The following is a 25,169-nucleotide window of genomic DNA, read 5'->3' as shown; positions in this document are numbered from 1 at the left end:
ACAGCAAGAAAGCGGAACTTAGTTTCCGCTTTCTTGCTTTCTGGAATTGGGTTTTTCCGTTTGATATGGTTAAATCAACAGTAGTTTTTATCAAACACATTTATAAAGCTGGTTTATGTTCAAAGAGAGCGGCAACAAAGTCGAAACAATCATCAAAACGAGTGAAGAGCCTCAGTCTTCTCGTTTGACGGGTACGCAACGCTTAAAAGAGTGCAGCCTGATTCTAGGCGTACTGTTTTCAATTCTTCTTGCCGTCGCACTGCTGACTTTTAATCCAGCAGATCCATCTTGGTCTCAAACGGCTTGGGGTGGCGACATTCAAAACGCAGGTGGCTATGTTGGTGCTTGGTTAGCGGATACCCTGTTTTTTGTCTTTGGTTCTCTAGCTTACCCTCTCCCTATTCTTATTACGTTGGCGGCATGGGTTCTTTTCCGCAAGCGCGACGAAGATGAAACCATCGATTTCATGTTATGGGGTACTCGCTTACTTGGCCTCACGATTCTTCTATTAACTAGTTGTGGTTTGGCAGATATCAACTTTGACGATATCTGGTACTTCTCATCAGGTGGTGTGATTGGTGACGTTCTAACAAGCTTAGCGTTGCCAACGTTAAACATCTTAGGCTCTACATTAGTACTGCTCTTTTTGTGGGGAGCGGGCTTCACTCTGTTAACGGGCATCTCTTGGTTAAGTATAGTTGAGTGGTTAGGTGATTCTGCAATCCGCCTATTTACCGCGCTTGTGAATAAAGTGCGTGGCCACGACCAAGAGGTTATGGAGCCGGAACTGAGAGAAACAGAGCAGCACGACGAGTTACAACTTGAGGCGTCGAATCCGCCAATTGAGGGTGTTGCTGAAGAGATTGAAGAAGCAAATGACCCACTGACGAGCGATCCTAGCCTACACTTCTCGGCAACCGCTGAACCAGAAGTTGAAATGCCTGTGGCAGAAGAGCCTAAGCGCCACTTCAATATTCATATGCCTGAAAAAGCGCCTGAAGCTGCAGTTAAAACATCTCCTACAGAATCAGCTGCGTTTATGCAAGAGATCGTTGAGCCGCAACCAATAGAAGCACCTAAGCCAGTTGAAAGACCTGAGCCAGTTTATCATGCACCGGAAGAGCCATTGGAAGAAAGTGTAGAGCGCTCTAAGCAGCTGAATGCAACAATAGAGCAGCTAGAGCATGCTGCGATGGATGAGGATGACTTAGCCGAGCAGGCGCAAGCAGAAGCTCATCATTCGCAAACAGCTTATCAAGAATATATGCAAGAGCAGCCTGCGGAGCCTCAGGTTACGCCAGAGCCTGTTGTTGAACAAGAACCTGAGCATAGTGTAGATCCGGCACAGAATCTTGAATCAGTAGAACAAGTCTCGTTTACCTCGGACCCAGAGCCAGAAGTTGTTCCAGAACCTATGTTCATTGAGCAACCTGCTGTTGAAAATGAGATTGTTGAAGAAACGGCTTTTGAAGAGACACCTCGTCAAGAATCTGGTATTGACGAAAGTCATTGGAACGAAACGGATACTGAAGTAGATAAAGTTGAAGAGCAGGCGATTGACTTGCCTTGGGAAGATGTAACGGAAGAAGAACCAGCACACCCAGACCAAGATGTTGCAGCGTTCCAGAATATTGTTTCTGAAGCTCAGGCGAATATGGCGGCGGCGCAAAATCCGTTCTTGGTTCAAAAAGAGCCTAATCTGCCTAAGCCGACGTCTCCGATGCCGACTTTAGAGCTACTCTATCACCCTGAGAAGCGTGACAACTTTATTGACCGCGATGCTCTAGAAGATATCGCTCGTCTGGTTGAGTCAAAGCTCGCTGACTACAAGATTAAAGCTGAGGTGGTGGATATTTTCCCTGGTCCAGTTATTACTCGATTTGAACTTGATCTTGCACCGGGTGTGAAAGTGAGTCGAATCTCAAGCCTATCTATGGACTTAGCACGTTCATTGTCTGCGATGGCAGTCCGTGTTGTAGAGGTTATTCCGGGTAAACCATACGTAGGTTTAGAGCTGCCCAACATGAGTCGACAAACAGTCTTCTTCTCTGATGTGGTAGGTAGTCAGCAGTTTATTGATGCTAAATCACCAACAACTGTCGTGATGGGGCAAGACATCGCGGGTGAAGCGGTTATTGCTGATATCGCAAAAATGCCTCACGTGCTGGTGGCAGGTACCACGGGTTCGGGTAAATCGGTGGGTGTGAACGTAATGATTCTGAGTATGTTGTATAAAGCAACGCCTGAAGATCTGCGCTTCATTATGATCGACCCGAAAATGCTTGAGCTATCTATCTATGAAGGTATCCCACATCTGTTGTCAGAAGTGGTTACCGATATGAAAGATGCTTCTAACGCGCTGCGCTGGTGTGTGGGCGAAATGGAGCGACGTTATAAGCTAATGTCAGCGTTGGGCGTACGTAACATTAAAGGTTACAACGATAAGCTGAAAATGGCGGCGGAAGCGGGACATCCAATTCATGATCCATTATGGCAAGCAGGCGACAGTATGGATCCTGAGCCGCCATTGCTTGAAAAACTGCCTTATATCGTTGTGGTTGTCGACGAATTTGCCGACTTAATGATGGTGGTGGGTAAGAAAGTTGAAGAACTCATTGCTCGTTTAGCTCAGAAAGCACGTGCAGCAGGTATTCACTTGATTCTTGCTACGCAGCGCCCATCGGTTGATGTTATCACTGGTTTGATCAAAGCAAACATTCCGACTCGTGTGGCGTTTACTGTATCGACGAAAACTGACTCTCGTACTATCTTGGATCAAGGTGGTGCTGAATCACTACTCGGTATGGGTGACATGCTGTATCTACCACCGGGTTCAAGTCATACCATTCGTGTTCACGGTGCATTCGCATCAGATGATGATGTACATGCTGTCGTTAACGATTGGAAAGCACGTGGTAAGCCGAACTACATCGATGAAATCACCAACGGTGAACAGACTCCAGAAACTCTGCTTCCGGGAGAGAAGATGGAAGGCGATGAAGACGTGGATCCATTGTTTGATCAGGTTGTTGAGCATGTAGTTCAGTCACGTCGCGGTTCCGTGTCGGGTGTTCAGCGTCGATTTAAGATCGGTTATAACCGTGCAGCTCGTATTGTGGAGCAGTTAGAAGCTCAAGGTATTGTGAGCCCACCGGGGCACAATGGTAACCGTGAGGTATTAGCGCCAGCACCGCCGAAAGAGTAATCGCTTAATTGCGTAGATAGGAACTCAACTCTTAATAATCGGTCATAGCTTTATGACCGATTTACCTTGTAACAGGATAATTAATGAAAAAAGCACTCGCACTTCTATTTATGAGTTTTTCCGTTTTCGCTTCACCGAAGGAAGAACTGAGCAACCGACTGGCGCTAAACGCAGGTTTTAGTGCTGATTTCAAACAGGTTGTCACAAGCCCTGATGGCGATGTTGTCATGGAAGGAGAGGGTACAGTAGAAATTGCACGTCCAAGCTTATTCCGCTGGGAAACAACGTTCCCAGATGAAAATCTATTGGTCTCTGATGGTCAAAGTCTCTGGTACTACAGCCCATTCATTGAGCAAGTCAGTATCTACTGGCAAGAACAAGCAACGGCGCAAACTCCATTTGTATTGCTTACTCGCAACCAACAGAGTGATTGGGATAACTACGATGTAACCCAATCGGGTAACCAATTTACACTCAAGCCAACGGCTGTTGATTCGAATCAAGGAGATTTCCAAATTCAGATCAACGACAAAGGCATCGTTCAAGGCTTTAATGTCATTGAGCAGGACGGTCAAAAAGGTGAGTTCACATTCAGTAATGTTGAACTGGGCAAGCCAAGCAGCGATCGTTTTACTTTCGTCGCCCCAGAGGGTGTCGAAGTTGACGACCAAAGAAACTGATTCTTTAGTGTTGTCCAATTTAATAGCGAATCAAGAGATAGCCATTGAGTAACTACAGTTTAGACTTTTCGGGGGACGAAGATTTTCGTCCCCTTGCTGCTCGTATGAGACCAGAAACGGTTGAGCAATACATCGGTCAACAGCATATTTTGGGACCGGGTAAACCACTGCGTCGAGCGCTCGAAGCTGGGCATATTCACTCCATGATCTTATGGGGGCCACCGGGTACCGGAAAGACGACTTTAGCTGAGGTGGCTGCGAATTATGCTAATGCTGAAGTCGAGCGCGTGTCAGCGGTTACTTCGGGTGTGAAAGACATTCGCGTAGCGATTGATAAAGCTCGTGAGAACAAGCAAGCGGGCCGTCGAACTATTTTGTTTGTGGATGAGGTGCACAGGTTCAACAAAAGCCAACAAGATGCGTTTTTACCACATATCGAAGATGGCACCGTTACCTTTATTGGAGCGACAACCGAAAACCCGTCTTTCGAACTCAATAACGCTTTGCTCTCGAGAGCGCGTGTCTACAAACTGACTTCTCTCAACACTGATGATATCTCTCTAGTGATCCGCCAAGCCATTGAAGATAAAAAGCGTGGCCTAGGTGATGTGAGTGCCCACTTTGCAGACAATGTATTAGATCGTTTAGCTGAGTTAGTGAATGGCGATGCTCGCATGTCACTGAACTATCTTGAGCTACTTTACGATATGGCTGAGGATGACGAGCAGGGCCGCAAGTCAATTACGCTTCAATTGCTAGCAGAAGTCGCTGGTGAGAAAGTGGCTCGTTTTGATAACAAAGGCGATATTTGGTACGACTTGATTTCAGCAGTACATAAGTCCATTCGTGGTTCAAACCCAGATGCTGCGTTGTATTGGTCGGCACGTATGATTGCTGCTGGCTGTGATCCCTTGTATATCGTGAGACGTCTGTTGGCGATTGCATCAGAAGATATCGGTAACGCAGACCCAAGAGCTATGCAAGTTGCGATTTCCGCATGGGATTGCTTTACTCGTGTTGGCCCTGCAGAAGGTGAACGCGCAATTGCACAAGCGGTTGTCTACTTGGCCTGTGCACCAAAGAGTAATGCTGTTTACACTGCTTGGAAGCAGGCGCTTACCGATGCACATAACTTACCTGAGTACGAAGTGCCTCATCATTTAAGAAATGCGCCAACAAGTTTGATGAAGGACATGGGCTATGGGCAAGAATACCGTTATGCTCATGACGAACCTGGGGCTTACGCGGCAGGGGAAAAGTATCTGCCACCAGAAATGGGTGAGCGTCAGTACTATTTCCCAACAAAACGAGGCTTAGAGACCAAGATTGGCGAGAAGCTAGATTATCTGGCGGATTTGGACGCAAAAAGCCCACAAAAACGCTATGAAAACTAGCCTTTTTTGGATATCTTAACCTAGTCATAAAATTCAGATTAAATCGTTAAAAAATGGTGAAATAATCATCAATTTTGGCGGTTTAGTGGTGTTTCAGTGGTCAAGCTACTGAATATTCAAATAACTAAAGCATAGGATTAGCAATGCTGGATTCTAAATTACTTCGAGCTGAGCTGGATGAAACAGCGGCAAAATTAGCACGTCGAGGCTTTGACCTTGATGTAGAGACAATTCGTGAACTTGAAGAAAAACGTAAGTCCCTTCAAATGAAAACTGAAGAACTGCAAGCGTTACGTAACTCTCGCTCGAAGTCCATTGGCCAAGCAAAAGCGAAAGGCGATCACGAAGAAGCTGAGCGCATCCTTGCAGAAGTAGGTAACCTAGGTTCTGAACTAGACGCAGCTAAAGTTGCACTAGCAGATCTTCAAGGTGAGCTTGAAGCGATCACAATGGCAATCCCTAACCTGCCAGACGAGTCAGTACCAGCAGGTAAAGACGAAGACGACAACGTAGAGATCTCTCGTTGGGGCGAGCCAAAGACTTACGACTTTGAAGTAAAAGATCACGTTGATCTTGGTGAGCTTTCTGGTGGTCTTGATTTCGCAAGCGCGGTTAAGATTTCTGGCTCTCGCTTCATCGTAATGAAGGGTAAATTCGCGCGTCTACACCGTGCAATTGCTCAGTTCATGCTAGATCTTCACACTGATGAGCACGGTTACACAGAGATGTACGTACCGTACCTAGTGAACCACGACAGCCTATACGGCACTGGTCAACTACCTAAGTTCGGTGAAGACCTGTTCCATACAAGTCCACTAACAGAGCAAGTAAGTGACGTTCCTCTTAAGAAACTATCGCTTATCCCTACTGCAGAAGTTCCAGTAACGAACTTAGTGCGCGATACCATTACGGAAGAAGCGGAACTGCCACTTAAGATGACAGCTCACACGCCTTGTTTCCGTTCTGAAGCAGGTTCTTACGGTCGTGATACTCGTGGTCTTATTCGTATGCACCAGTTCGACAAAGTTGAACTTGTACAGATCACTAAGCCTGAAGATTCAATGGCTGCACTAGAAGAACTAACGGGTCACGCTGAGAAAGTTCTACAACTTCTAGAGCTTCCTTACCGTAAAGTGGTTCTATGTACAGGTGACATGGGCTTCGGCGCTGCGAAAACTTACGACTTAGAAGTTTGGGTTCCAGCTCAAGAGACTTACCGTGAAATCTCATCTTGTTCAAACATGTGGGACTTCCAAGCTCGTCGTATGCAAGCGCGTTTCCGTCGTAAAGGTGAGAAGAAACCTGAGCTTGTACACACACTAAACGGTTCTGGTCTTGCTGTAGGTCGCACCATGGTAGCGATTCTAGAGAACAACCAAGAAGCAGATGGCCGTATCGCAATCCCAACAGTACTTCAGAAGTACATGGGCGGCGTAACGCACATCGGTTAATGAGTTAACCTTTGATATTGAAACCCAGCCACTGCGCTGGGTTTTTTATTGCCTGAATTTGGCTATTGTTACAAAGAGGTAATAGTTATTTGCTCATACACTAGATTATATCCATTAGATGTTGCTCGTATAATGGTCGCCTACCGCGGTAGGAATTGATTTTCTCATAACGATATTGAGGAGGGCATATGGCTGTAGGATGGGCTGGCGACGACAGTGTTAGCCAGCAAATTCAAGATACCATTTCCGATGAGATCTCTCGTGTGAGAGGTAACATCAAGACTGGAGAAAGTGCTCATTATTGCGATGAGTGTGGTGACGAGATCCCAGAGAAAAGACGATTGGCGATGCAGGGGATACGCTTGTGTATTGAGTGTCAGTCAATGTTGGAGCATACCTCTCACCAACACGCCTTGTTTAATCGCCGAGCGAGTAAAGATAGCCAGTTGCGATGAATTGTTTCGAAAAAACAATGAGCTAACAGAAACGAGTTAGCAGTTGATATGAACGGTTGTTTTGACGGACAACCGTTCATACTTTAATGCATGAGTGCATTGCTCGCTTATTGAAAACACTCTGGTCGTTGAAGTGCACTATCTATGGCGGAGACCAATTTCTCGATATGATGCGATTCACTGATAAATGGAGGCATCATATAAATCAGCTTTCCGAAAGGTCGGATCCATACCCCTTGTTCAACAAAGTGAGCTTGTATTGCTTCCATATCAACGGGCGTGTGAGTTTCCACTACACCAATCGCGCCCAACCAACGAACGTCTTTGACCAACTCATGTTGTTTGAGCTTTGGAAGCAGGTCTGAGAAAAGCGATTCGATTTGTTTTGTCTGTAACTGCCAATCACCTTGTTCGATTAATCCAAGACTTGCTGCACCAACGGCACATGCGAGTGGGTTGCCCATGAAGGTAGGACCGTGCATAAAACATCCGGCTTCACCGCCACACACAGTATCAGCAACATCTTTGCTTGCTAGCGTCGCCGAAAGGGTCATATACCCCCCAGTCAATGCTTTACCGACACATAGAATGTCCGGTTGAATATCTGCGTGCTCACAGGCAAACAGCTTACCCGTGCGGCCAAAGCCTGTGGCAATTTCGTCAAGAATTAACAGCACATTAAATTCATCACACAGTGCTCTCACCTGTTTTAGATACTCTGGATGATAGATACGCATTCCGCCGGCACCCTGTACGATGGGCTCTAAGATCACTGCTGCAATTTCTTGATGATGGATGCTGAGTTTTTCTCTGAAGCTGTTGATGTCGCCCGGGTTCCATTTATCCCAGAAACCAGTTTTTGGAGAAGCTGCAAAGATATGTTCCGGCAGGAATCCTTTGTACAGACTATGCATTGAGTTCTCTGGGTCTGTCACTGACATCGCAGCGAAGGTATCGCCATGATAGCCATCTCTTAGCGTTAAAAACTTGGAGCGCGGTTGCCCTTTTGCATGCCAGTACTGCAAGGCCATCTTTAAACTCACCTCAACAGCGACTGAGCCCGAGTCAGCCAAAAATACATGTTCCAAATTATTAGGTGCGAGCTTCAGCAGCTTCTTACATAGGTCGATTGCAGGCTGGTGAGTAATACCACCGAACATAACATGTGAAACCTTATCAATTTGACTGTGCGCAGCTTCATTTAGCACCGGGTGGTTGTATCCATGGATGGTGGACCACCAAGAAGACATACCATCAATTACTCGCTTCCCATCTTCCATTTCTAGTAAAACCCCTTTGGCTCCAACAACCGGATAGCAGGTCAGAGGTGTGAGGGTCGAAGTGTAGGGATGCCAGATGTGCTGGCGATCAAAGGCGAGATCCATAGCGATTTCCATGTTTGATTTGGTTGAAAATTAACCGGTTGTAAACTTTTGTTTTTATCAATGTGTTGACAGTCTAAAGCTTGTCGGTAGACTAGCCAAGCATAAATGCAAAACCTCAAAGTGGATTTGCGCAAAATAAGATAAAAGAAAAGGATCGACACGTGGAAGTTCGTCATAACTGGACAGTAGCTGAAGTAAAGGCTCTGCTTGAAAAACCGTTTATGGATTTGATGTTTGAAGCTCAACTCGTTCATAGACAGTACCAACTGCACAACCACGTGCAGGTGAGTACACTTCTTTCTATTAAAACCGGTGCTTGTCCAGAAGATTGTAAATACTGTCCACAAAGTGCTCACTACCGCACTGATGTTGATAAAGAGCGTTTGATGGAAGTTGAACGCGTGCTCGACGCAGCTCAAAAAGCAAAAAACGCAGGCTCTACGCGTTTCTGTATGGGTGCTGCATGGAAGAACCCGAAAGAGCGTGATATGCCTCATCTAACAGAGATGATCAAAGGCGTGAAAGGCATGGGTCTAGAGACTTGTATGACGCTGGGCATGTTGACGCCGGAGCAGGCGGGTGAATTGGCTGATGCAGGTTTGGATTACTACAACCACAACCTGGATACCTCTCCTGAGTTCTACGGCAGCATCATTACGACTCGTACTTACCAAGACCGTCTAGATACCTTATCTCACGTTCGTGATGCAGGTATGAAGATCTGCTCTGGCGGTATCATTGGTATGGGTGAGAGCACCAATGACCGTGCTGGCTTACTTGTTGAGCTTGCTAACCTCCCTGTTCACCCTGAGAGTGTGCCAATCAACATGCTAGTAAAAGTGAAAGGTACACCGATGGAAAACGTTGATGACGTTGAATCTTTCGACTTCATCAAGCTTATCGCAATTGCTCGTATCATGATGCCGAAATCGGCGGTTCGCCTGTCTGCAGGTCGTGAAAACATGAATGAACAGATGCAAGCGATGTGCTTTATGGCGGGTGCGAACTCTATCTTCTACGGTTGCAAACTGCTGACAACACCAAACCCAGACGAAGATACAGATATGCAGCTATTCAAAAAGCTGGGTATCAATAGCCAAGAAGTGGCTCAAAAGCCAGACGAAATCCAAGAAAACGAACTGTTAGATCAAGTGGTTGAGCGCGTTGCGGCTCGTCCGACGAAAGATGACATGTTCTACGATGCCAGCGTTTAACTCTCGTATTCAAAAAGCCCTTACTGACCGTGTTCAGCAAGGGCTTAACCGCCAGCTAAACGTTCTTAAATCGGTAAGTCGTTCTGAAATTGAGTTCGACTCTAAGATTTACAGCAATTTTTCTAGCAACGATTATTTAGGCTTAGCGAATGATCCGGAGCTGGTTTCTGCTTGGCAAGATGGGTTAAGTCAATATGGGGCTGGTAGTGGTGCTTCACCATTGGTGACAGGCTTTAGCGCTGCACACCAAAATCTAGAGTCCCAGCTATGCGAATGGTTAGGCTATGAGCGTGCAATTCTGTTCAGCTCAGGCTTCAGCGCAAATCAAGCGTTGTTGTTCTCCCTTCTCGACAAAAATGACACTCTCATTCAAGACCGCTTAAATCACGCTTCGCTTATGGAAGCGGGGGCGTTGTCTCCTGCGAAAATGAAGCGCTTCAAGCACAATGATGTTGCTCATTTGGCTTCGCAGCTTTCTGTTTCAGAAAATGCATTAGTGGTCACTGAAGGTGTCTTTAGTATGGATGGTGACCAAGCGCCATTGAATGAAGTCGCTAGAGTGACTGAGCAGGGCGATGCTTGGTTAGCCGTCGATGATGCTCATGGTATTGGCATATTGGGCGAATACGGAGCAGGGAGCTGTGTGGCTGCAGGAGTAAAACCGGAGTTACTCGTAGTGACATTTGGTAAGGCTTTTGGCTTGTCTGGAGCAGCGATTCTTTGTAGCAAAGAGGTCGGGGACTACTTAACTCAGTTCGCAAGGCATCACGTTTACTCAACGGCGATTCCACCGGCTCAAGCTTTCGCGTTAAGTACCGCGTGTCAAATGATACAGACCCAGCAATGGCGCAGAGATAAATTGAATGAGCTACAGGCGATTTATCATGAAGGTGTAAAAGGGCTAACGGGCTACATCGAAACCAATACGCCGATAAAGCCAATTATGGTTGGCCAGTCAGAGCATGCCATTAACATTGCAAACCGAATGAAAGAGAGCGGTATCTGGATGACCGCAATTCGTCCACCGACAGTGCCAGTAGGGACTGCTCGTCTCAGAATTACATTGACGGCCAATCATAGCCCAGAGCAAGTGTCCCAGCTGACTCATTCGTTAAAAAGTGCGTTAGAAACGCAACGTGAGGTAGAGTAAATGTCACAGCAAGCCGTCGTAGATAATTACACTGTCCAAGATAAAAAGGCGATTGCAGATGCCTTCGGAAAAGCTGCTAAAAATTACGACAAACATGCTGAGTTCCAGCGTGACGTAGGTCAGCGCCTTCTCGATAAGTTGCCTAACGATCTAACTGGTTACCAGGCATTAGATCTAGGGTGTGGGACAGGCTATTTCTCCAAACGACTTATTGAGCGAGGAGCTACGGTTGTCTGCGCCGATTTGTCATTAGGTATGTTAGAACAAGCCAAACAGAGATGTGGAGATGGCGTAGCTGTTTATCAGCAAGCGGATGCTGAAGCCTTACCATTTGAGGATGACCGTTTTGATTTGGTGTTCTCTAGCTTGGCTCTACAGTGGTGTGATGATCTCTCCATGCCATTGCGAGAAATGAAGAGAGTGACGCGCCAAGGTGGCTCTATTGCTTTTTCCACCTTGCTAGATGGTTCTCTGATTGAGCTGAAAAAGGCATGGAGTAAAATTGACTCACATCAACACGTCAACCACTTTATTACCGCCAATCAGGTAAAAATTGCGTTAGCGCAATCTAGCTGTGTCCACCATCTACTAGACTTGCCCTCCATCACAGTATGGTACGATTCAGCGTTTGAATTAATGCGCGACCTTAAGGGGATTGGTGCCAACCACGTAAGTGGGCGCTCACAAGGTCTGACCAGTAGAAGAATGCTGCAGCTTGTCGAGCAAGAGTATCGAACATTTCAAAACCATCAAGGTTTCTTACCAGCAACATATCAAGTTTGTTTAGGGGTTATTCAATTATGATTGATGCATTATTTATTGCAGGTACGGATACCGAAGTGGGCAAAACCGTGGTTTCAAAAGCGATCCTACAAGCTTTTGCCGCGAAAGAACTTTCAACGATTGGCTACAAACCAGTCGCTGCGGGTTGTGAGCAATACCCAGAAGGCGCGCGTAATAGCGACGCTCTTCATCTTCAAGAAGCGGCAACTCAAGACATCGAGTACGATGATGTTAATCCATACGCATTGATGCTTCCGGCTTCTCCTCACATCGCAGCTAAGCGTGATGGTGTTGTAATTGATGAAGCGGTGCTTTCTGAAAAACTAGAGCAACATAAGCAGAACTCTGACTTTGTGCTAGTTGAAGGCGCTGGTGGCTGGCGCGTACCGGTATCTGATGACGTGTGCTTGTCTAATTGGGTTAAGAAAGAGCAGCTTCCAGTTGTATTGACTGTGGGTATTAAGCTGGGATGTCTAAGCCATGCTCTATTAACCGCAGAAGCCATTCGTGCAGATGGCCTGAACCTAGTTGGTTGGGTTGCAAACCGAATTAACCCAGGTACTGAGCATTACGCTGACATCATCGCAATGTTAGAAGATAAGTTAGGTGCTCCGAAATTGGGTGAGATCCCATATGTACCAAAAGCGAAATCGAAGAACATTGGTAAATACATTGATGTTCAGCCTCTAATGGCTCTATAAGTCATTCGCTGAAGACTAAAAATTGAAAAGGGCTGCACAATTGCAGCCCTTTCGTTTATCTGTCGATCTCTTAAGCCAGAAGATCGCTAAGCGGTATTAGTGGTCTTTAGTTAGACCCATCAACGCTTGTTGTGTCTCTGTAACATTATTTTGCGCAGCCTCTGGCGTCACGATACCAATCTGTTTCTTTGCTTCTTCTTCAGTGATACCTAAGTGACAACACAGTAAATCAATAGCCATTTGAGTGTTAGTACCTTCAACCATGATCCTTTCCTTTTGTTACTCGGACTAGCCAATAAATCATCTAGGCACACTGTAAACGGATCAGTCGATGTTCTCTATACGACTTAGGTCTAATACCCAAGTCTAAATCGAATACGGTCTAGTAATTAAATGTTGCAATTTAATGCTTAACCTTGTTTTCTAATTCTTAGACTATATGTATAAGTAAATAGAAGTGTTCAAAGCGCGACATTCATCCTGTTGGCTTTGTCTATAATGATAAGTTTTTATAAAACAGCTTTCATGCGGAGATAAGTAATGAAGCGAGTAATGTTGTTCCTTGCAACCAACTTAGCGGTTGTATTGGTACTAAGTGTTGTTCTTAATATTGTATACGCTGTAACGGGGATGCAGCCTGGCAGCCTTTCAGGATTGCTCGTGATGGCTGCCGTATTCGGTTTCGGTGGTTCTTTTATTTCTTTGATGATGTCAAAAGGAATGGCTCTACGTTCTGTTGGCGGTATGGTGATTGAGAGCCCTCGCAATGAAACAGAACATTGGCTGATGGAAACAGTAAGCCGCCAAGCTCAACAAGTAGGTATCGGCATGCCAACCGTCGCTATCTATGATTCACCAGACATCAACGCATTTGCTACAGGCGCTAAACGCGATGATTCACTGGTTGCGGTATCAACAGGTCTACTGCACAGCATGACTCGTGACGAAGCTGAAGCGGTACTTGCTCACGAAGTTAGCCACATCGCAAACGGTGATATGGTGACAATGACTTTAATGCAAGGTGTTGTGAACACGTTCGTTATCTTCCTGTCTCGCTTCATCGCGAACATCGTTGCTTCTAATGACAACGAAGAAGAGGGTGGCAGCAACATGATGGTGTACTTCGGCGTATCTATGGTTCTTGAGCTAATCTTTGGCTTCCTAGCGAGCTTCATCACAATGTGGTACAGCCGTCACCGTGAGTTCCACGCCGATGCAGGTGCAGCGCGCCTAGTGGGTAAAGAGAAGATGATTGCTGCTCTAGAGCGTCTAAAGGTAAGTCACGAGCCACAGCTTGAAGGTTCGATGATGGCATTTGGTATCAATGGCAAGAAGTCTCTGAGTGAGCTGCTAATGAGCCACCCACCACTAGACAAGCGTATTGCATCTCTACGTAACATGTAATCTTAAAGAGATTTGTGATTGAAAGGCTTCCTTCGGGAGGCCTTTTTTATTACTGAAATAAGGAGTTTATTTATTGGTGAATGCACTGCTTTAACGCGCCCGGTTGGTGGTTGTTTAGGCTTACGTCTGTATTAATAGATTAATTCAGTTTAGGTTTGCCACTCACGTCGTTAGCAACTGCTAACAGATACAAAAAAGGCTTCCACAAGGGAAGCCTTCTCATATCATTGTATTCGAATCTTGAATTACAGCTTGTCAGTCAGCTCGATTGCTTGACCGATGTAGTTAGCTGGCGTCATTTCTTTCAGACGTGCTTTCTCGTGCTCTGGAAGCTCAAGACCGTCGATGAAGTTACGCATTGCTTCGCCATCTACACGCTTACCGCGAGTTAGCTCTTTTAGCTTCTCGTATGGTTTTTCGATACCGTAGCGACGCATTACTGTTTGTACTGGTTCTGCAAGAACTTCCCAGTTTTGGTCTAGCTCTGCAAGCAGTGCTTCACGGTTAACTTCTAGCTTGCTGATACCTTTCAGAGTAGAAGTGTATGCGATGATCGCGTAGCCAACACCAACACCTAGGTTACGAAGAACCGTAGAGTCAGTTAGGTCACGCTGCCAGCGAGAGATAGGCAGTTTTTGTGCTAGGTGGCCGAATACAGCATTAGCTAGACCTAGGTTACCTTCAGAGTTCTCAAAGTCGATTGGGTTAACTTTGTGAGGCATAGTTGAAGAACCGATCTCACCAGCAATAGTCTTCTGCTTGAAGTGACCTAGAGCGATGTAGCCCCAAACGTCACGGTCGAAGTCGATTAGGATTGTGTTGAAACGTGCAACTGCATCGAATAGTTCAGCGATGTAATCGTGTGGTTCGATTTGAGTTGTGTACGGGTTCCAAGTTACGCCTAGAGACTCAGTGATGAACTCTTCAGAGAACTGGTGCCAATCAACTTCTGGGTAAGCAGAAAGGTGCGCGTTGTAGTTACCTACAGCACCGTTGATCTTACCAAGGATTTCAACGTTCGCGATTTGCTTGTATTGACGCTCCATACGGTACGCCACGTTTGCCATCTCTTTACCCATTGTTGATGGAGAAGCAGGCTGACCGTGTGTACGAGATAGAAGAGGGATGTCGCGGTACTCAACAGCAAGTGCTTTGATAGCATCGATGATGTTTTGGATTTCAGGAAGAATCACTTCGTCACGAGCTTCTTTTAGCATTAGAGCGTGAGAGGTGTTGTTGATGTCTTCTGAAGTACATGCGAAGTGGATGAACTCGTTTACAGCGTGAAGCTCAGGAACACCAGCTACTTTCTCTTTTAGGAAGTACTCAACCGCTTTAACGTCGTGGTTAGTCGTACGCTCGATCTCTTTGATGCGTGCTGCATCTTCTTCAGAGAAGTTTGCTGCCAGTTCATCTAGAAACTTGTTTGCTTCTGCACTGAATGCCGGTACTTCTGCGATTGCGTCTGTTGCCGCAAGCTTTTGTAGCCAACGAATTTCAACGATAGAGCGGTACTTTAGTAGACCAAACTCACTAAAGATGCTGCGAAGTGCAGTTGTCTTGCTTCCGTAACGGCCGTCTACTGGTGAAACAGCAGTCAATGCTGACAGTTCCATGGTGTTCTCCTGAATTGAGTTTCTAAATTTTGTGAGCTTTATACCAGTAACTTTGCAGTTTGTCACGCATATTGCGCAAACGTTTGCGTGAGGATTGTTTTGGTACAAAGAATAAGCTCGCGACAGTGCGCGAGCTGGTGTATTACATTCTTGCTAAGAGGATTTGAGCTTGCTCAACCATCTTCTTGCGTCCGAAGATTAGGTGGCGACGTTTGCCTCCTACTTGACGCCAAAGAACGGCACTGCGGATCCCAGAAAGAAGCAGGGCACGTACTTTGTGTTGATTTGATGTCTGTTGAAGAACTGAAGGTGTACCTGAGACCTGAATACGTGGGCCAATCGGGCTTACCACGTCAAGATAGATACTCGCTAGGTTGCTTACCATCTGCTCATCAAAAAGATCAAAGTGCTCAGCTTGGCGCTCTGCGGTTTGGATGCGGTCGCCTAGCTGAGACATTGCATCATTGCGACCTGACAGCTTACGCTCAAGTGCCATCAAACTAATGATGTAACGCGTGATGTCGCTGCCTGCAGGAGTACTATCGATACCTTTTACTAGGCACTCTAAACCAAGCTTTAAGTTGGATTCGCGACCAAATACGCCAACAGTATTCGCTGGGTTGGTATTTAAAATCGCACTGAGTGAAGCTTCAAAGGCATCTTTATCACAATAGCCGTCTTTTGCTACCTGTTGAACCAAAGCGACTGCTTGGCAGATTCCAGCGAAAGCGATTGTACGGTCATAAAGTGTGTTGGCCACGTAGTAACTCCTAGTTCTTTTTATTAGATGCGTTTTTCGATGATGCCGCCACCAAGACAAACTTCGCCTTGGTAGAATACTGCTGACTGACCTGGAGTCACTGCAATTTGAGGCTCGTCAAAGATAACCTTGATGTTCTCATCGTCAATTGGAATGATTGTACAAGGAATATCTGTTTGGCGGTAACGAGTTTTTACTGTGCACTTCAAAACATCAGTAATTGGTGCGCGGTCTACCCAGTGCAGTTGCGACGCAACTAAACCCTCAGATTTTAGAAGAGGGTGGTCTTTACCTTGTACCGCAATCAATACGTTACGCTTAAGATCTTTTTCGCCAACGAACCATGGTGCTTCGTTGCCACCGCCGCCTTTAGTGCCACCGATATGCAGGCCTTTACGTTGACCTAGTGTGTGGTACATCAGACCGTTGTGCTTACCAATCACTTTGCCTTCTGGTGTTTCAATATCACCTGGTTGTGCTGGTAGGTACTTGCCTAAGAATTCTGTAAATTTACGTTCACCGATGAAACAGATACCTGTTGAATCTTTCTTCTTTGCAGTGATCAGATCTTGCTCTTCAGCGATCTTACGTACTTCTGGCTTCTCTAACTCACCTACTGGGAATAGGCTGCGCGCAACTTGGTCTGAGCTCAGCGTGTATAGGAAGTAGCTTTGGTCTTTATTGCTATCTAGACCACGAAGCATTTCTGGCTTTTTACCTGCATCTAGCTCTTCTTGAGTTGGGAAAGTACGACGAACATAGTGACCCATTGCAATGTAGTCTGCGTCTAGTACTTCATCCGCAAATTCAAGGAAGGCTTTGAATTTGATTTCTTTGTTACAAAGAATGTCTGGGTTTGGCGTACGACCTGCTTTGTATTCTGCAAGGAAGTATTCGAATACGTTGTCCCAGTACTCTGCTGCAAAGTTAATGGTGTGAAGGTGGATACCTAGCTTGTCACAAACCGCTTGTGCATCCGCAAGATCTTCAGCTGCCGTACAGTACTCTTCGTTATCGTCTTCTTCCCAGTTTTTCATGAAAAGGCCTTCTACCTGATAGCCTTGTTGCTGGAGAAGATACGCCGAAACTGACGAATCTACACCGCCGGACATACCGACAATTACTTTCTTTTGGCTGTTTCCAGAGCTGATATCTGACATGTCTAAACACCGTTACTATTACTTGGTCGCAGATTCTAACAGAAAGAGAAACAACGTGACAGATCCGAGACCGGAATCACAGTTTCTTTTGCACAAGAAGTGCGCTGTATTTCATTAGGAATCTGATGAAAGCGAAGCGAGTCGCTAGGATGTCAGACCTATATGTGGCATAGTCGCTGAAAATCCAAGACCTGAGATGAAAAAATGTCTGAACAAGATGAATTTATGCAAGAAGAGCAGTTGATTGAGATTATTGAGAATCAGCTAGAAGACGGGCAACCGATTAAGGTCAAAGAGACTTTAATGCGTTTGATGATGACCGGGCACTCTCGTGAAGATGCGATTGCAGCGATGGCATGTGCACTTGCTATCGAAGTATTTGATGTCATGAAGAACAACGCTGAATTCAACCAGAAGCGTTACGCAGAACATCTGGATATGCTGCCAGATCTAAGCTTTATGGAAGGCGAATAAAAAAATACCCATGCAAACGTTTGCTATAGTTTGAGTGATTGCCGCGCTAAATATAGCGCGGTAGAATCCGCCCCCTATTTCCCCTTGACTTAGACTAGCCTTATGAAATTTCCTGGACAACGTAAATCAAAGCACTATTTTCCGGTTCATGCTCGTGACCCATTAGTGAGCCAATCTCAGAACAGCAAGAAGATGTCTCGCACTCATATTATTGGTATTGACCAAACTTTGGTGGATATTGAAGCGAAAGTGAGTTCAGAATTAATTGAAAAGTACGGTTTAAGTAAAGGTCATTCTCTAGTTATCAATGACGAAGCAGCAGAGTCTTTATACCAAGAGTTAAAAGAGCAGTGTCTGATTACTAATGAATACGCTGGTGGCACCATTGGTAACACGCTACACAACTACTCAGTGTTAGCGGATGATCGCTCAACATTATTAGGTGTAATGAGCCAAGATATCAAAATCGGCAGCTACGGTTACCGTTACCTATGTAACACATCAAGCAGAATGGATCTGAATCATTTACAAGGGGTAGATGGCGCAATCGGTCGTTGCTTTGCTTTGATCACTGAAGATGGTGAACGCACCTTTGCAATCAGCGAAGGTCAAATGAACCAGCTAAATCCAGACAGCATTCCAGAGAAAATCTTCAAGAGTGCATCTGCTTTAGTTCTAACTGCATACCTTGTTCGTTGTAAGCCGGGCGATCCGATGCCTGAAGCGACAATGAAAGCGATTGAGTACGCAAAGAAATACGATGTACCAGTGGTACTGACTCTAGGTACTAAGTTTGTTATTCAAGACGATCCTGAATTCTGGAAAGACTTCTTAAAGCAGCACGTGACTGTGGTCGCGATGAATGAAGATGAAGCAGAAGCACTAACTGGTGAAAGCGATCCTCTAGCTGCATCAGATAAGACTCTGGATTGGGTAGATTTGGTTCTATGTACAGCAGGTCCAGTAGGTCTATTTATGGCGGGTTACACTGAAGAGGCTGCGAAGCGCGAAACAACACTGCCGTTGCTACCGGGTTCTATTGCCGAGTTCAACCGTTTTGAATTTAGCCGCCCAGCGCATAAAGCGTTGTGTGAATCTCCTATCAAAGTTTACTCGCATATTGCACCTTACATGGGCGGCCCTGAGAAAATTAAGAACACCAACGGTGCGGGTGATGCCGCGTTATCTGCGTTGCTACATGATATGGCTGCAAATAAGTACCATAAAGAGAATGTGCCGAATTCAAGCAAGCATCAGCACTCATTTTTAACTTACTCTTCGTTCTCACAAGTATGTAAATATTCAAACCGTGCAAGTTACGAAGTATTAGTTCAGCACTCTCCACGTTTATCTCGCGGTCTTCCGGAACGCGAAGACAGCTTAGAAGAAGCATACTGGGAACGTTAATCTCTCACTATTGAAAAGCTGATTGTCTAAAAACCTCAAACCTAGTTTGAGGTTTTTTTATTTCTATTAATACTAGATTCGCACATTCAGATTTCGAATAGTCGGTAGTCAAGTAAGTAATAGTAAGGGAGTTTCATCGTAATTTATTTACGTAACACCTTGCCAAAAGGCGCTTGATAAGAGTGTCTCATTATATGGCATGTATAATGTCTCGATGATTATCATGTGCGTGTATATACATAATAATAATGAGACAATTACGCAATAGCGTGGGTTATTGACGCGCTTATTATTCAATATGTTCCCAAATGGAACAGCCTTCACAGGTATATATACTTTAGTATAACGATCGACAAGTTTTAGAGTTTGAGATAATTAGTCGGGTTATCGTGAGTCTGCGGATTTTCCGCTTAGCACTACCACAAAATGTCGTGGTTATCTTTCTATTGAACGGCGTGGCATTACAATATCGTAAAGCGTTAAGGGCGTTGATTTGACTGAAGTACCTGATAACTACAATAGGTGGATGTTATCTATTAAGGAAGGGGAACGTGAAGGAAAGGCCGAAGTGTAACTGCTTAGTTCAAGATTGGTAAGACACAAATAGTTTTGCTCAGATAAAAATAAAGGCCTATCGAAATAGGCCTTTATTATATGAATTTGATTGCTAACTATTAGATAGCGAAATCTTCTAGAGATTTACCAGCGTCAAGCTGTTGTTGGATTGCTGAAGGTGTACGACCTTGACCAGTCCAAGTTTTCTCTTCGCCGTTTGCATCAACGTATTTGTATTTAGCAGGACGTGGTGCACGCTTAGACTTAGTGCCTTTTGCTTTTGACTCACCAGAAAGAGCAGCAATTAGATCAGCAACATCGATGCCGTCTTTAGCAATTTGATCTGCGATTGCAGCTAGTTTTGCTTCTTGTTCTGCACGAGCAGCACGTTCTTCAGCTTCAGCTTCTTGACGCTCTTGTACAACAATAGTCAGTTTATCTAGTGCTTCTTCTAGTTGCTCAAGAGTTAATTCACGTGAGAATGCACGAAGGCTACGGATATTTAATAGAGTTTTTGTTAATTCAGACATGATATTTCCCATCAAGATAAATTAATTAATCCTCCTAATAATAAACAGAGGTATTAAAGAAAACAAACAGTATTTTTTATTAGAACTTAGTTAAATATTGAAAAAGAGGGGAACTTTCAGAAAAACCGATGGAGTCCCAAGTTTAAGATATAATAATTCTAATACTACTCTATAAATGTGATATGTGACTGATGGAGTAGGTGTGGCGATGTTGTGAGCACCTTGATTACTTTACTAACAAAAAAGTTAGTTTTCTCGGAATGATATGTTGCATTGTTGCTTTTGTTGAGTACAATTGCGGCTACCTGATGCGGTACGCTGGTTAAATTGTTGTTAAAACAAACTAACAATAGTTAAAAGTGTTATCGCACGTAGAGGTGCAATTGCAAAGAGTAACTCTCATTGGGGTGATGCCAATGAATGGGAGCAAAAGGTGTAATTGCCGAAGTAAATTGTATATCTAAGCAATTTGCTGGGGTTGTGCTAAATAGGTACAACACTGCCATAGTCTTAATTTTAAACTATGGAGCGCTACTGTAGGGTTGGGTGAAGTGTTCACTTCCCTTTCGCTTAGTTCAACATGAACTTGGTCGTCTGTACCGAGTTTGTCTGCAGTAGATCTCTAGCCAAATAAAAATAAACTGGTTTTTGAAGATCATGAATTTAATAGATTTTGCAACATCGCCTTTATCATTGCTCCCGCCACTGGTGGCATTGAGCCTTGCTATTGTGACTCGTCGTGTTTTAGTTTCTCTTGGTGTCGGTATTGTAATGGGCGCTATTCTACTGGCTGATTATTCAGTTGGTAATGCCGCGAGCTATGTTGCTACTAAGGTATCGGGTGTTTTCATTGAAGACGGCGGTATTAACACTTGGAACATGAGTATTGTCGGGTTCCTTCTTCTTTTGGGTATGATGACGGCGTTGCTAACGCTATCTGGCGGTACTCGTGCGTTTGCTGAATGGGCACAGTCTCGTGTTAAGAGCAAACGTGGTTCTAAACTATTAGCTGCATTCTTGGGTGTATTCATCTTTGTTGATGATTACTTCAACAGCCTAGCCGTTGGTGCGATCTCTCGTCCTGTAACAGACCGTTTCTATGTATCTCGCGCTAAGCTTGCTTATATCCTAGATTCAACTGCTGCTCCAATGTGTGTGATCATGCCAGCATCAAGCTGGGGTGCGTACATCATGACTATCATCGGTGGCATTCTTGTGACTCATGGTATGACAGAGTACTCGGCACTAGGCGCATACATCCGTCTTATCCCAATGAACTTCTACGCAGTGTTTGCACTACTAATGGTATTTGCAGTGGCGTGGTTTGGTCTTGATGTAGGCAAAATGCGTGACCACGAAATTGAAGCATCTCAAGGTCGTGGTTTTGAAGGCGACAATGACAGCCAACAAGCTCACGACCTAAATGAAGAGCTAGACATTGAAGAGAGCCAAAATGGTTCAGTGTCTGATCTAATTATGCCTATCGTATCGCTTATCGTGGCGACAGTAGCAGCGATGCTATACACCGGCGGCGCGGCACTGGCTGCTGACGGCCAAGCGTTCAACTTACTGGGTGCGTTTGAAAACACAGATGTAGGTAAGTCTCTTGTTTACGGTGGTATCTTAGGTCTACTTGTTGCTCTAGCAACCGTGTTTAAGCAAAAACTGCCTATGGCGGAAATCGTTCGTACTATGTGGATCGGTGCTCGCTCAATGTTTGGCGCAATCCTGATCCTTGTATTCGCATGGACAATCGGTTCAGTTATTGGCGACATGAAAACAGGTACCTACCTATCTTCGCTAGCAACGGGCAACATTGATTACCACTGGCTACCAGTGATTCTATTCCTACTTGCTGGTCTGATGGCATTCTCTACTGGTACATCATGGGGTACCTTCGGCATCATGCTACCAATCGCTGGTGACATGGCTGGCGCGACAGACCTTGCACTTATGCTGCCAATGTTGAGTGCGGTACTAGCAGGCTCTGTATTTGGTGACCACTGTTCTCCAATCTCAGATACAACCATTCTGTCTTCAACCGGTGCACGTTGTAACCACATCGACCACGTAGCTACGCAGCTTCCTTACGCGCTGTCTGTGGCTCTAGTATCATGTGTAGGCTTCATCGTTCTGGGTATGACAGCTTCTGTAGCGCTTTCGTTCTCAGCAGCAGCGCTAACATTCGTTGGTGTGTGTTTCGCACTGGGTTACTTCTCGCGTTGCAAAATGGCAACTTGCAAGAGCTAATCAGTGAAATAACCACACTAAAGAGGGAGGCTACGGCTTCCCTTTTTTATTGGCGTTAAATTAATTTTAAAAATCGTGAAAAAAGTTCGAATAAATGGTTGAAAAAGACCACCACCTTAGTTAGTGTGGAGATAAGACAGCAAACAACATAAGAGCTGATAAGTATGCGTAAATTAGTAATGAACATTCATCACCATCATCACCCTATCTAGTCTTTCGGGGAGATATACGCGTACCCGGGAGCAAGATTACTCCCGGAGGTTAAGTCAAAAGAATTTAGATTTAAACCCTCGGGATGACAGAGTCTTCCGAGGGTTTTTTAGTTTTAGCGCTTTAAATTAATTAATAAATTCAAATATTTGCACAGGGATACAGCAATGCAGACACAACGCCTAAGAATCGCAATTCAAAAGAAAGGTCGCCTAAGTAAAGAGTGCCAAGACCTACTAAAAAAATGTGGTGTTAAATTCAACATCATGGGTGAGCGCCTAGTTGTACATTCACTAAATATGCCAATCGACCTATTACTGGTTCGTGATGATGACATCCCAGGTTTGATCATGGACGGTGTCGTTGACCTTGGTTTCATTGGTGAAAATGAACTGGAAGAAGTTCGCCTAGATCGCCTTGCTCTTAAAGAGCCTGCAGAGTTCCAAACACTACGTCGTCTAGATTTCGGTGGTTGCCGTTTATCTATCGCAATCAATAAAGACGAAGAGTACAACGGACCGCAAGACCTAGCGGGCAAGCGTATCGCAACCACTTACCCTCAACTTCTAAAAGCTTACATGGACGAGCAAGGTGTTGATTTCAGCACTTGTATGTTAACTGGCTCTGTAGAAGTGGCTCCTCGTGCTGGACTTGCAGATGCGATTGCTGATTTAGTTTCTACAGGCGCAACACTGGAAGCAAATGGTCTAAAAGAAGCTGAAATCATCTTCCAATCTAAAGCGACACTGATTCAACGTACTGGCGAATTTGACGCAGATAAGACAGCACTGATTGAAAAGCTACTGACGCGTATGCAAGGCGTACAACAGGCGAAAGAGTCTAAGTACATCATGTTACACGCTCCAACTGCTCAGCTTGAACAGATCAAAGCGTTGCTACCAGGTGCTGAAGATCCAACGGTTCTTCCTCTTTCAACGGACAAAGACAAAGTTGCAGTTCACCTAGTAAGTACAGAGAACTTGTTCTGGGAAACGATGGAACAACTGAAAGAGCTAGGTGCGAGTTCAATCCTAGTATTACCAATCGAAAAAATGATGGGGTAATCCGCATGAGAACCGTTGTTTGGCAATCTTTAAGTGAATCTCAGCAAGATTCTGTACTAGAGCGTCCCGCGATTAGTGAGGGCGCAAACATCACCGCGGCTGTTTCTGAGGTTATCGTCAAAGTGCGAAGTGAGGGCGACGCTGCACTGACTGAACTGACCGAAAAGTTTGACCGAGTAACGCCAAAGTCTATCCGCGTTTCGGCGGATGAGATTGAAGAAGCAAGTGCTCGTCTAACAGCAGAAATGAAGCAAGCACTAGAGCAAGCTTACAGTAACATTGCTAAGTTTCACGAAGCGCAAAAACCGCAACCTATTAAGGTCGAGACTCAACCTGGCGTCGTATGTGAGCAGGTGACTCGCGCTATCAATACGGTTGGTCTTTACATTCCGGGTGGTAGTGCTCCGCTTCCTTCAACGGTTCTAATGCTTGGTGTTCCGGCTCAGATTGCCGGTTGTCGTAAAGTGGTGCTTTGTTCACCACCACCGATTGCAGACGAGATTCTATACGTCGCTAAGCTTTGTAAAATTGATGAAGTATACAATGTAGGTGGCGGTCAGGCTGTTGCTGCTATGGCTTACGGCACTGAGACGGTATCAAAGGTAGATAAGATCTTTGGCCCTGGAAACGCTTACGTTACCGAGGCAAAGCGTCAAGTGAGCAACGATTTCCGTGGCGCGGCGATTGATATGCCTGCGGGTCCTTCTGAAGTACTTGTTATCGCAGACGAAACAGCAGATGCCGACTTCATTGCTGCGGACTTGTTGAGCCAAGCTGAACACGGCCCTGACTCTCAAGTGGTATTAGTAACGCCATCACCAGTGATTGCAGACCAAGTAACGGAAGCGGTTCAGAAGCAACTCAAAGAATTGTCTCGTGCAGATATCGCGCAACAAGCGTTGGCGTCGAGCTTAATCATCATTGCAGAATCGATTACGCAAGCGGTCGCTATCTCTAACTTCTATGGCCCTGAGCACTTGATCGTACAAACTAAGAGCGCACGCGAACTTCTACCTCTACTTGATAATGCAGGTTCAATCTTCTTAGGTGACTGGTCACCCGAGTCAGCAGGTGATTACGCATCGGGTACCAACCACGTTCTTCCAACTTATGGTTATACCAAAACCTACTCTAGCTTAGGTTTGGCGGATTTCTCTAAGAGAATGACAGTTCAAGAGCTATCAGCAGATGGCTTGAAAGGTCTCGCGCCAACGGTTGTTACCATGGCAGAAGCCGAAGGTCTTGATGCACACAAACGTGCTGTAACCATCCGAGTTGAAAAACTCAATCGCGCCGAAGTATAGAATTAAAGAGAGTAAGT

21 protein-coding genes, 1 riboswitch and 1 other annotated feature are annotated in these 25,169 nt (G+C 45.2%); of the genes, 15 read left to right on the top strand and 6 right to left on the bottom strand.

Annotated features, from left to right (window positions below):
* The first annotated feature begins 115 nt into the window (after positions 1–115).
* The 5 genes from KI743_RS16595 to KI743_RS16575 all read left to right on the top strand — a co-directional run bounded on the left by KI743_RS16595 (position 116) and on the right by KI743_RS16575 (position 7,185).
* Positions 116–3,205, top strand: coding sequence for a DNA translocase FtsK 4TM domain-containing protein (locus KI743_RS16595; protein ID WP_285467326.1), 3,090 nt, complete (start codon positions 116–118; stop codon positions 3,203–3,205).
* 83 nt (positions 3,206–3,288) lie between these two features.
* Positions 3,289–3,885, top strand: coding sequence for an outer membrane lipoprotein chaperone LolA (gene lolA / locus KI743_RS16590; RefSeq protein ID WP_150894081.1), 597 nt, complete (start codon positions 3,289–3,291; stop codon positions 3,883–3,885).
* Between the two features lie 104 nt (positions 3,886–3,989).
* Entirely contained in the window at positions 3,990–5,279 is a 1,290-nt protein-coding gene (locus KI743_RS16585) for a replication-associated recombination protein A (protein WP_285467379.1), read from the top strand.
* Positions 5,280–5,422: 143 nt separating this feature from the next.
* Complete coding sequence (gene serS, locus KI743_RS16580; protein WP_032552084.1) at positions 5,423–6,730, top strand: serine--tRNA ligase; 1,308 nt, start codon at positions 5,423–5,425, stop codon at positions 6,728–6,730.
* A gap of 188 nt (positions 6,731–6,918) precedes the next feature.
* Positions 6,919–7,185: a DksA/TraR family C4-type zinc finger protein gene (locus KI743_RS16575; protein ID WP_152469006.1), complete on the top strand. Its 267-nt coding sequence runs from the start codon at positions 6,919–6,921 to the stop codon at positions 7,183–7,185.
* Between the two features lie 107 nt (positions 7,186–7,292).
* Here KI743_RS16575 and bioA read toward each other — a convergent pair whose 3' ends face one another.
* Positions 7,293–8,570: an adenosylmethionine--8-amino-7-oxononanoate transaminase gene (gene bioA, locus KI743_RS16570; protein ID WP_285467324.1), complete on the bottom strand. Its 1,278-nt coding sequence runs from the start codon at positions 8,568–8,570 to the stop codon at positions 7,293–7,295.
* A gap of 161 nt (positions 8,571–8,731) precedes the next feature.
* Between bioA and bioB the strand changes: the two genes are divergently transcribed.
* From bioB to bioD, 4 genes are read left to right on the top strand one after another with little or no spacing between them, the layout of a single operon-like run.
* Complete coding sequence (gene bioB, locus KI743_RS16565; RefSeq protein WP_032552087.1) at positions 8,732–9,784, top strand: biotin synthase BioB; 1,053 nt, start codon at positions 8,732–8,734, stop codon at positions 9,782–9,784.
* Positions 9,771–10,934 carry an 8-amino-7-oxononanoate synthase gene (bioF, locus tag KI743_RS16560; protein WP_285467378.1) on the top strand — a complete coding sequence of 388 codons (1,164 nt, stop codon included), beginning with the start codon at positions 9,771–9,773 and terminating at the stop codon, positions 10,932–10,934. Before bioB ends, bioF begins: the two co-directional genes overlap by 14 nt.
* On the top strand, positions 10,935–11,738 hold the full coding sequence (bioC, locus tag KI743_RS16555) for a malonyl-ACP O-methyltransferase BioC (RefSeq protein ID WP_285467323.1): 804 nt from the start codon (positions 10,935–10,937) through the stop codon (positions 11,736–11,738). It begins immediately after the preceding gene.
* Complete coding sequence (bioD, locus tag KI743_RS16550) at positions 11,735–12,418, top strand: dethiobiotin synthase (RefSeq protein ID WP_285467322.1); 684 nt, start codon at positions 11,735–11,737, stop codon at positions 12,416–12,418. Before bioC ends, bioD begins: the two co-directional genes overlap by 4 nt.
* Before the next feature lie 96 nt (positions 12,419–12,514).
* On the opposite strand, the gene KI743_RS16545 is transcribed toward bioD, so the two are convergent.
* Entirely contained in the window at positions 12,515–12,682 is a 168-nt protein-coding gene (locus KI743_RS16545) for a hypothetical protein (RefSeq protein ID WP_285467321.1), read from the bottom strand.
* A 276-nt stretch (positions 12,683–12,958) separates the two neighbouring features.
* Here KI743_RS16545 and htpX point away from each other — a divergent pair, with 276 nt between their 5' ends.
* On the top strand, positions 12,959–13,822 hold the full coding sequence (gene htpX, locus KI743_RS16540) for a protease HtpX (RefSeq protein ID WP_032552091.1): 864 nt from the start codon (positions 12,959–12,961) through the stop codon (positions 13,820–13,822).
* A gap of 245 nt (positions 13,823–14,067) precedes the next feature.
* Here htpX and purB read toward each other — a convergent pair whose 3' ends face one another.
* The 3 genes from purB to mnmA form a co-directional block, all read right to left on the bottom strand.
* On the bottom strand, positions 14,068–15,438 hold the full coding sequence (gene purB, locus KI743_RS16535; RefSeq protein WP_150894097.1) for an adenylosuccinate lyase: 1,371 nt from the start codon (positions 15,436–15,438) through the stop codon (positions 14,068–14,070).
* A 142-nt stretch (positions 15,439–15,580) separates the two neighbouring features.
* On the bottom strand, positions 15,581–16,198 hold the full coding sequence (hflD, locus tag KI743_RS16530; protein WP_032552093.1) for a high frequency lysogenization protein HflD: 618 nt from the start codon (positions 16,196–16,198) through the stop codon (positions 15,581–15,583).
* 23 nt (positions 16,199–16,221) lie between these two features.
* On the bottom strand, positions 16,222–17,358 hold the full coding sequence (gene mnmA, locus KI743_RS16525; RefSeq protein ID WP_285467319.1) for a tRNA 2-thiouridine(34) synthase MnmA: 1,137 nt from the start codon (positions 17,356–17,358) through the stop codon (positions 16,222–16,224).
* A 204-nt stretch (positions 17,359–17,562) separates the two neighbouring features.
* Between mnmA and KI743_RS16520 the strand changes: the two genes are divergently transcribed.
* Positions 17,563–17,832 (top strand): hypothetical protein, encoded by a 270-nt coding sequence (locus KI743_RS16520; RefSeq protein ID WP_032552095.1) that lies wholly within the window; start codon positions 17,563–17,565, stop codon positions 17,830–17,832.
* Positions 17,833–17,934: 102 nt separating this feature from the next.
* Positions 17,935–19,239, top strand: a complete 1,305-nt coding sequence (locus KI743_RS16515; RefSeq protein ID WP_032552096.1) for an inosine/guanosine kinase — start codon at positions 17,935–17,937, stop codon at positions 19,237–19,239.
* Positions 19,240–19,913: 674 nt separating this feature from the next.
* Here the strand turns inward: KI743_RS16515 and KI743_RS16510 are convergent.
* Positions 19,914–20,324, bottom strand: coding sequence for an H-NS family nucleoid-associated regulatory protein (locus tag KI743_RS16510; RefSeq protein ID WP_032552097.1), 411 nt, complete (start codon positions 20,322–20,324; stop codon positions 19,914–19,916).
* Between the two features lie 364 nt (positions 20,325–20,688).
* A riboswitch (Lysine riboswitch) is annotated at positions 20,689–20,866 on the top strand.
* Between the two features lie 115 nt (positions 20,867–20,981).
* Between KI743_RS16510 and KI743_RS16505 the strand changes: the two genes are divergently transcribed.
* The 3 genes from KI743_RS16505 to hisD all read left to right on the top strand — a co-directional run bounded on the left by KI743_RS16505 (position 20,982) and on the right by hisD (position 25,152).
* Complete coding sequence (locus KI743_RS16505) at positions 20,982–22,574, top strand: Na+/H+ antiporter NhaC family protein (RefSeq protein WP_032552098.1); 1,593 nt, start codon at positions 20,982–20,984, stop codon at positions 22,572–22,574.
* A gap of 187 nt (positions 22,575–22,761) precedes the next feature.
* Positions 22,762–22,898, top strand: a sequence feature (His leader region).
* 53 nt (positions 22,899–22,951) lie between these two features.
* Positions 22,952–23,848, top strand: a complete 897-nt coding sequence (hisG, locus tag KI743_RS16500) for an ATP phosphoribosyltransferase (protein WP_032552099.1) — start codon at positions 22,952–22,954, stop codon at positions 23,846–23,848.
* Positions 23,848–25,152: a histidinol dehydrogenase gene (hisD, locus tag KI743_RS16495; RefSeq protein ID WP_285467377.1), complete on the top strand. Its 1,305-nt coding sequence runs from the start codon at positions 23,848–23,850 to the stop codon at positions 25,150–25,152. Before hisG ends, hisD begins: the two co-directional genes overlap by 1 nt.
* Positions 25,153–25,169: the final 17 nt, after the last annotated feature.

Source organism: Vibrio sp. D420a (assembly GCF_030248625.1).
Taxonomy (GTDB): Bacteria; Pseudomonadota; Gammaproteobacteria; order Enterobacterales; family Vibrionaceae; genus Vibrio; species Vibrio fortis_A.
This window is presented reverse-complemented; position numbering and strand designations above follow the sequence as displayed.

Bases quoted from the DNA above. Each gene is read 5' to 3' on its own strand.
- bioC (WP_285467323.1), top strand. From the start codon at position 10,935: ATGTCACAGCAAGCCGTCGTAGATAATTACACTGTCCAAGATAAAAAG.
- hisG (WP_032552099.1), top strand. From the start codon at position 22,952: ATGCAGACACAACGCCTAAGAATCGCAATTCAAAAGAAAGGTCGCCTA.
- KI743_RS16520 (WP_032552095.1), top strand. From the start codon at position 17,563: ATGTCTGAACAAGATGAATTTATGCAAGAAGAGCAGTTGATTGAGATT.
- KI743_RS16505 (WP_032552098.1), top strand. From the start codon at position 20,982: ATGAATTTAATAGATTTTGCAACATCGCCTTTATCATTGCTCCCGCCA.
- KI743_RS16595 (WP_285467326.1), top strand. From the start codon at position 116: ATGTTCAAAGAGAGCGGCAACAAAGTCGAAACAATCATCAAAACGAGT.
- KI743_RS16545 (WP_285467321.1), bottom strand. From the start codon at position 12,682: ATGGTTGAAGGTACTAACACTCAAATGGCTATTGATTTACTGTGTTGT.
- lolA (WP_150894081.1), top strand. From the start codon at position 3,289: ATGAAAAAAGCACTCGCACTTCTATTTATGAGTTTTTCCGTTTTCGCT.
- bioD (WP_285467322.1), top strand. From the start codon at position 11,735: ATGATTGATGCATTATTTATTGCAGGTACGGATACCGAAGTGGGCAAA.
- purB (WP_150894097.1), bottom strand. From the start codon at position 15,438: ATGGAACTGTCAGCATTGACTGCTGTTTCACCAGTAGACGGCCGTTAC.
- KI743_RS16515 (WP_032552096.1), top strand. From the start codon at position 17,935: ATGAAATTTCCTGGACAACGTAAATCAAAGCACTATTTTCCGGTTCAT.
- KI743_RS16510 (WP_032552097.1), bottom strand. From the start codon at position 20,324: ATGTCTGAATTAACAAAAACTCTATTAAATATCCGTAGCCTTCGTGCA.
- bioA (WP_285467324.1), bottom strand. From the start codon at position 8,570: ATGGATCTCGCCTTTGATCGCCAGCACATCTGGCATCCCTACACTTCG.
- serS (WP_032552084.1), top strand. From the start codon at position 5,423: ATGCTGGATTCTAAATTACTTCGAGCTGAGCTGGATGAAACAGCGGCA.
- bioF (WP_285467378.1), top strand. From the start codon at position 9,771: ATGCCAGCGTTTAACTCTCGTATTCAAAAAGCCCTTACTGACCGTGTT.
- KI743_RS16585 (WP_285467379.1), top strand. From the start codon at position 3,990: ATGAGACCAGAAACGGTTGAGCAATACATCGGTCAACAGCATATTTTG.
- htpX (WP_032552091.1), top strand. From the start codon at position 12,959: ATGAAGCGAGTAATGTTGTTCCTTGCAACCAACTTAGCGGTTGTATTG.
- KI743_RS16575 (WP_152469006.1), top strand. From the start codon at position 6,919: ATGGCTGTAGGATGGGCTGGCGACGACAGTGTTAGCCAGCAAATTCAA.
- mnmA (WP_285467319.1), bottom strand. From the start codon at position 17,358: ATGTCAGATATCAGCTCTGGAAACAGCCAAAAGAAAGTAATTGTCGGT.